At 72.5% G+C, this 6,737-nt stretch carries 7 protein-coding genes and 1 pseudogene; all 8 read left to right on the top strand.

What is annotated here, in order from left to right; translation table 11 throughout:
- A pseudogene (locus DC432_RS15645) lies at positions 1-328 on the top strand (nitrite/sulfite reductase); the annotation flags it as partial.
- Positions 325-1,068 (top strand): phosphoadenylyl-sulfate reductase, encoded by a 744-nt coding sequence (locus DC432_RS15640; protein ID WP_116538628.1) that lies wholly within the window; start codon positions 325-327, stop codon positions 1,066-1,068. The pseudogene DC432_RS15645 and the gene DC432_RS15640, both read left to right, overlap by 4 nt.
- On the top strand, positions 1,065-1,982 hold the full coding sequence (gene cysD, locus DC432_RS15635; RefSeq protein WP_243393176.1) for a sulfate adenylyltransferase subunit CysD: 918 nt from the start codon (positions 1,065-1,067) through the stop codon (positions 1,980-1,982). The genes DC432_RS15640 and cysD overlap by 4 nt, the downstream gene beginning before the upstream one ends.
- Positions 1,982-3,313 carry a sulfate adenylyltransferase subunit 1 gene (locus DC432_RS15630; RefSeq protein WP_116538626.1) on the top strand — a complete coding sequence of 444 codons (1,332 nt, stop codon included), beginning with the start codon at positions 1,982-1,984 and terminating at the stop codon, positions 3,311-3,313. Before cysD ends, DC432_RS15630 begins: the two co-directional genes overlap by 1 nt.
- A 113-nt stretch (positions 3,314-3,426) precedes the next feature.
- On the top strand, positions 3,427-4,485 hold the full coding sequence (locus DC432_RS15625) for an ABC transporter substrate-binding protein (RefSeq protein WP_431739693.1): 1,059 nt from the start codon (positions 3,427-3,429) through the stop codon (positions 4,483-4,485).
- Position 4,486: 1 nt separating this feature from the next.
- Positions 4,487-5,251, top strand: a complete 765-nt coding sequence (locus DC432_RS15620; RefSeq protein ID WP_116538625.1) for an ABC transporter ATP-binding protein — start codon at positions 4,487-4,489, stop codon at positions 5,249-5,251.
- Positions 5,241-6,131, top strand: coding sequence for an ABC transporter permease (locus DC432_RS15615; RefSeq protein ID WP_116538624.1), 891 nt, complete (start codon positions 5,241-5,243; stop codon positions 6,129-6,131). Before DC432_RS15620 ends, DC432_RS15615 begins: the two co-directional genes overlap by 11 nt.
- Positions 6,128-6,737: uroporphyrinogen-III C-methyltransferase (gene cobA, locus DC432_RS15610; protein WP_116538623.1), on the top strand; the 610-nt coding region annotated here is incomplete at its 3' end. The genes DC432_RS15615 and cobA, both read left to right, overlap by 4 nt.

The following is a 6,737-nucleotide window of genomic DNA, read 5'->3' as shown; positions in this document are numbered from 1 at the left end:
GCCGTTCACGTGCAATGASATCGTGAACGGCTGCCCCAACTCGTGCGCGCGCATCCAGACCGCCGACATCGGCCTGAAGGGCCAGCTGGTCACGATCGACGGCGAGCAGGTGCCCGGTTACCAGGTGCACCTCGGCGGGGGTCTGGCATCCCGGGACCGCGACGAAGCCGGCCTCGGCCGCACCGTCCGCGGACTCAAGGTGGCCGCCGACGGGATCGCGGACTACGTCGACCGCGTCGTGCGGCGGTTCCTCGACGAGCGCGACGCGGCAGCCGACGAAACCTTCGCCCAGTGGGCCCACCGCGCCGACGAGGAGGCCCTGCAGTGAGCGTCTCTCTCGCCCCCCGCGCGACCGCGCGTCGAACGCCCGACGAGCTCAGGGCTCTGGCCGAGCAGGGCGACATCGAACTGCGCAGCCTCGAGGCCGACGAGGCGAGCCCCGCCGAGGTCGTCGCCTGGGTCGCCCGCCACTTCGCCCCCGAAGCCGCCGCGGTGGCCTGCTCGATGGCGGATGCCGCTCTGCCCCATCTCGTGTCCGCGCAGCTGCCGGATGTCGACGTGCTCTTCCTCGACACCGGGTACCACTTCCGCGAGACCCGCTTCACGCGCGACGAGGTGGACCGCTCCCTCGACGTGCGCGTCGTCGACGTGCTGCCCGCGCAGACGGTCGCGGAACAGGATGCCGAGTTCGGGGCGCGGCTGTACGAGCGCGACCCCGCGCTCTGCTGCGCCCGTCGCAAGGTCGACCCGCTGCAGGGGGCCCTCGGCGGGTACGAGGTGTGGTTCACGGGCGTCCGCCGCGACGAGGCACCCACCCGCACGCGCACTCCCCTGGTCGCGTGGGACGAGCGCAACGGCCTCGTCAAGGTGAACCCGGTCGCCGCGTGGAGCTTCGACGACCTCATCGGCTACGCCACCGACCGCAAGGTGCCGGTCAACCTCCTCCTCACGCACGGCTACCCCTCCATCGGGTGCGAGCCGTGCACCCGGCCGGTCGCCCCCGGCGAAGATCCCCGGTCCGGCCGCTGGGCGGGCCTGTCCAAGACCGAATGCGGGTTGCACACATGAGCGCTGTGTCCACGGCATCCACTGCCCTCTCCACCCTCGACCTGCTCGAGGCCGAGGCGATCCACATCATCCGCGAGGTCGTCGCCGAGTTCGAGCGGCCCGTGCTGCTGTTCTCGGGCGGCAAGGACTCCGTCGTCGTGCTGCACCTGGCGACCAAGGCGTTCGCCCCGGGGCGCGTGCCGTTCCCCGTGCTGCACGTGGACACGGGGCACAACTTCCCCGAGGTGCTGCGCTTCCGCGACGAGACCGTCGCGCGCCTGGGCCTGCGCCTCGAGGTGGCCCGCGTGCAGGACTACATCGACGACGGCCGCCTGCAGGAGCGCGCCGACGGCACGCGCAACCCGCTGCAGACCCTCCCGCTGCTGGACGCGATCGCCGCCGGTCGCCACGACGCCGTCTTCGGCGGCGCGCGCCGCGACGAGGACAAGGCGCGCGCCAAGGAACGCATCATCTCGCTGCGCGACGAGTTCGGGCAGTGGGATCCGCGCAATCAGCGCCCCGAGCTGTGGAGCCTGTACAACGGCCGTCACACCCCGGGTCAGCACGTGCGCGCCTTCCCGATCTCGAACTGGACCGAGCTCGACATCTGGCGCTACATCGAGCGCGAGGACATCGCGCTGCCGCCGCTGTACTTCGCGCATGAGCGCGAGGTGTACCGCCGCGGTGACATGTGGCATCCGGTGGGTCCGTTCTCTCCCCCGCGCGAGGGCGAGCAGGTCGAGGTGCGCACGGTCCGCTATCGCACGGTCGGCGACATGAGCTGCACCGGGGCGGTCGAATCGGATGCCGCCGACCTGGCGTCCATCGTCGCCGAGGTCGCGCGCACCACCATCACCGAGCGCGGGGCCACCCGCGCGGACGACCGCCTCAGCGAGGCGGCCATGGAGGACCGCAAGAAGGACGGATACTTCTGATGTCGCTCGACACTTTCGAGGCCCCGGTCGCCACGACCGAGCCCACGCTGTTCCGCTTCGCCACCGCGGGGTCCGTCGACGACGGCAAGTCCACGCTGGTGGGACGGCTGCTGCACGATGCCAAGGCCATCCTCGCCGACCAGCTCGAACAGGTCGCACGCACCTCGGCCGACCGCGGTTTCGCCCACGGCGCGTTCGATTTCGCCCTGCTGACCGACGGCCTGCGCGCCGAGCGCGAGCAGGGCATCACCATCGACGTCGCCTACCGGTACTTCGCCACGGGCACGCGGTCGTTCATCCTGGCCGACTGCCCCGGGCACGTGCAGTACACCCGCAACATGGTCACCGGCTCGACCACGGCCGACGCGGTCGTGGTGCTCGTCGACGCCCGCGCCGGCGTGGTCGAGCAGACCCGTCGCCACCTCGCCGTGGTCGCCCTGCTGCGCGTGCCGCACGTGATCATCGCGGTGAACAAGATCGACCTCGTCGATTTCTCGGCCGACGTCTTCGCCGCGGTCTCGGCCGACGCCCGGGCCGTCGCCGGCGAGCTCGAGATCGACGACCTGCACGTCCTGCCCGTCTCGGCGCTCGAGGGCGACAACATCGTCGACCGCTCGACCCGCACCCCCTGGTACGACGGGCCGGCCCTGCTCGAGCTGCTCGAGACGCTGCCATCGGCCGACGAGACCGCCCGCGGCACCGAACCGCTGCGCCTGCCCGTGCAGACGGTCATCCGCCCGCAGGGCGGACTGTCGCCCGACCTCGCCGCCGATCCCGAGGCCGCCACGGCGCTGCGCGACTACCGCGCGGTCGCCGGACGCATCTCGCGCGGTGCCGTGCGGGTGGGCGACGAGGTCGAGCTGTCGGGGTCGGGGCTGCGGACGGTGGTCCGCGGCATCCGGGTCGCGGGGGTCCCCGCTCGGAGCGCTCTGGCTCCGCAGTCGGTCTCGCTCGAGCTCGCCGACGACGTCGATGCCGCCCGCGGCGCGGTGATCGCTTCCGCGGGGACGCTGCCCCCGGCCCGTCGCGAGGCCGAGGTCGAACTGTTCCAGCTCGACGTGCGGCCCCTGACGCCCGGCGCGCGGGTGCTCGTCAAGCACGGGACAGCCACGGTGCAGGCGATCGTGGCATCCATCGACTCCCGCTACGACCTCGACGCGCTCACCCACGTCGCCGCCGACCGGCTCGAGACCAACGACATCGGCCGCGCGCGACTGCGCCTGGCCGCCGAGATGCCGCTGGAGGCCTACCGCGACAGCCGCCACGAGGGCTCGTTCCTCGTCATCCATCCGTCCGACGGCGCGACCCTCGCCGCCGGCATCGTGCGCTGACCGGCGCACGCCCCACCGCGCGCCAGCCGGCGCGCTCGACCTCGCGCCGACCATCGGCGGGCCCCCACCGCGCCGACCGGCGCACCTCTCACTGCCTACGAAGGAGGCGAACCGTGAAAACACTGCGCACCGCGACCGCGATCACAACCCTGGGACTGATCGCGGCCATGATGACCGGATGCGCCACCGGCGCCGCCTCGAGCGGCAGCGGCGACCAGGGCCCCGCTGAGGAACTGCGTCTCGGCTACTTCGCCAACGTCACGCACGCCCCGGCGCTCGTCGGGCTGCAAGAGGGCCTGCTGCAGGACGCGCTGGGCGACACGAAACTGTCGACCGAGGTGTTCAACGCCGGCCCGGCCGCGATCGAGGCGCTCACGGCCGGGGCGATCGACGCGACCTACATCGGTCCCAACCCGTCGATCAACACCTTCATCCAGTCGGGTGGCGAGTCGGCCCGCATCGTCGCCGGAGCCGCCACGGGCGGCGCGGCGCTGGTCGTGCGCGACGGGATCGACACCCCGGCCGATCTGAAGGGGAAGACCCTCGCCACCCCGCAGCTCGGCAACACGCAGGACGTCGCGCTGCGCGGCTGGCTGAAGAAGCAGGGCTTCGCGACCGACACCTCGGGCGGCGGCGACGTCACGATCACCCCGACCGAGAACGCGCAGACGTTCCAGTTGTTCACGGACGGCCAGCTGGACGGCGCGTGGCTGCCCGAGCCCTGGGTGTCGCGACTGGTCGTCGACGCCGGCGCGAAGGTGCTGGTCGACGAGGCCGACGAGTGGCCCGATGGACAGTTCCCGACCACGGTGCTGCTGGTGCGCACGGAGTTCCTCGACGAGCACCCCGAGACGGTGGCGAAACTGCTCGCCGGACACGAGGCATCCGTGAAATGGATCTCCGACAACCCGGCTCAGGTCGCCACCGTCGTCAACGCGCAGATCTCGGCCGACACGGGCAAGCCGCTCGCCGACGCCGTTATCACCCGCGCGCTCGAGCACGTCACGTTCTCGGTCGACCCGCACGCCGACACGTTCTCGACCCTGGTCGACAACGGCGTGCAGGCGGGCACGCAGAAGCCGGGTTCGATCGAGGGCCTGTTCGATCTGCGCCTGCTCAACCAGCAGCTCGGCGACGCGCGGGTCTCGGCCGCCGGACTCGGCGAGGAGTGACATGACCACGGCCCGCACCGACGTCCCCGCATCCGCCGTCGCGACCGCACCCGCGGTGCGCATCGAGGGCGTGTCCAAGCGCTTCGGTGCGGGCCCGATCGTCCTCGACGACATCACCCTCGATATCGCCCCCGGTCAGTTCGTATGCCTGCTCGGCGCTTCGGGCTGCGGCAAGTCGACCCTGCTGAACCTGATCGCGGGCCTCGACCGGCCCACGGTCGGCGCGATCCGGACGCCCGCCGAGGGCTCGGCGGTCATGTTCCAGGAGTCCGCGCTCATGCCCTGGCTCACCGCGCGCCGCAACGTCGAACTGGCGCTGCGCCTGCGCGGCGTCCCGCGCTCACACCGTCGCGACGAGGCCCTGGCCCTGCTCGACACCGTCAATCTGGCGGATGCCGCCGACAAGCGCCCGCACGAGCTCTCGGGCGGCATGCGCCAGCGCGTCGCGCTCGCCCGCGCCCTCGCTCAGGACCGGCCTGTGCTGCTGATGGACGAGCCGTTCGCCGCCCTGGACGCCATCACCCGCGACCTGCTGCACGAGGAGCTCGAGCGCGTGTGGCGCGCGACCGGTCGCACCATCGTCTTCGTCACCCACAACGTGCGCGAGGCCGTCCGCCTCGGCGAGCGCATCGTGCTGCTCGGCAGCCGGCCGGGACGCGTCGTGGGCGAGTGGCGTACGCGCGACGTCGCCGCACGCGACGCGGGCGCCCTCGCCGCCGAGATCACCGACGAACTGCGCAAGGAGATCCGCCGCAATGCCCGCTGACACCGCGACCCGCGCCGACGACCTGCGCAGCCTGGAGGCGGGACTCGACCGCCTGCAGACCACCACCGACGCGGCCACGCCGCGCTGGCGCCGCTGGTCGGCCAGCGTCCTTCCCCCGGTGATCTTCGTCGTCCTCGCCGTCCTGGCGTGGCAGGCGTACATCTGGATCGCCGATCCGCGACCCGACAAGGCGCCGAGCCCCGCGGACGTCGTCGGCGCGCTCGGCTACGCCTGGGACACCGGGCGCCTGCAGGAAGCCGTTCTGACGAGCCTGGAGCGCGGCATCCTGGGCTTCCTCATCGCCATCGTGATCGGGACGCCCATCGGTCTGCTGCTGGCCGAGGTGCGTCCGATCCGTCGCGCGGTCGGCCCCATCGTCTCGGGACTGCAGGTGCTGCCGTCGGTGGCGTGGGTGCCCGCGGCGATCATCTGGTTCGGACTCACGGATGCCACGGCCTACTTCGTCATCCTGATGGGCGCGATCCCCTCGATCGTCAACGGCCTCATCGCCGGCGTCGATCAGGTTGCGCCCCAGCTGCGCCGGGTGGGAACCGTGCTCGGCGCCTCGCGCTGGCAGCTCGCGACCTCGGTGATCCTGCCGGCCGCGCTGCCCGGCTATTTCGCCGGCCTCAAGCAGGGGTGGGCGTTCTCGTGGCGCTCGCTGATGGCGGCCGAGATCATCACCTCGGGCGGCACGATCGGCTTCGGCCTCGGCACGATGCTGCAGCAGACGCGCGACCTCGCCGACCTCGCCGGGGTCCTCGCCACGATCATCGTCATCCTGGGCATCGGCATCCTCATCGAGCTCGCCTTCTTCGGCCCCATCGAACGTCGGATGCTGCGCGGTCGCGGCCTGCTGCTCTCGGGCGGTGCGAAGTGACCGGGCGGGCGCGTGCCGCAACCGGCACCGTCTGGCTGGTCGGCGCCGGCCCCGGCGACGCGGGACTGCTGACCCTCCGGGGGCTCCGGGCGCTCGAATCCGCCGACGTCATCGTCGCCGACCGCCTGGGCGCGCGCGGCGTGCTCGACGGTCTCGCCGCCGACGGCGTGCAGCTGGATGCCGAGGTGATCGACGTGGGCAAGCGGCCCGGCCACCACGCCGTACCGCAGGACGCGATCAACGCCCTTCTCGTACGCGAGGCGACGGCCGGTCGCACGGTGGTGCGCCTGAAGGGCGGCGACCCGTACGTGTTCGGCCGCGGCGGCGAGGAACTGTTCGCCTGCCACGAGGCGGGGATCGACGTCCGCGTCGTCCCCGGGGTCACCAGCGCCGTCGCCGTCCCGGCGCTCGCGGGCATCCCCCTCACCCACCGCGGCGTGGCGACGAGCTTCACCGTCGCCACCGCGCACGACCAGATCGCCGACCTCGGCGGGGGACGCGACCACACCGTCGTCCTGCTCATGGGCGTCGGCACGCTCGCGCACTCGGCCCACACCCTCGCCCGGGGCGATCGCGGCGCCGAGTGCCCCGKKCGAGGGTGTGGGC

This window comes from Microbacterium testaceum, assembly GCF_003075375.1.
Classification (GTDB): Bacteria; Actinomycetota; Actinomycetes; order Actinomycetales; family Microbacteriaceae; genus Microbacterium; species Microbacterium testaceum_E.
Note: the sequence above shows the minus strand (reverse complement) of the source record. Positions and strands in the feature narration are given on the sequence as shown.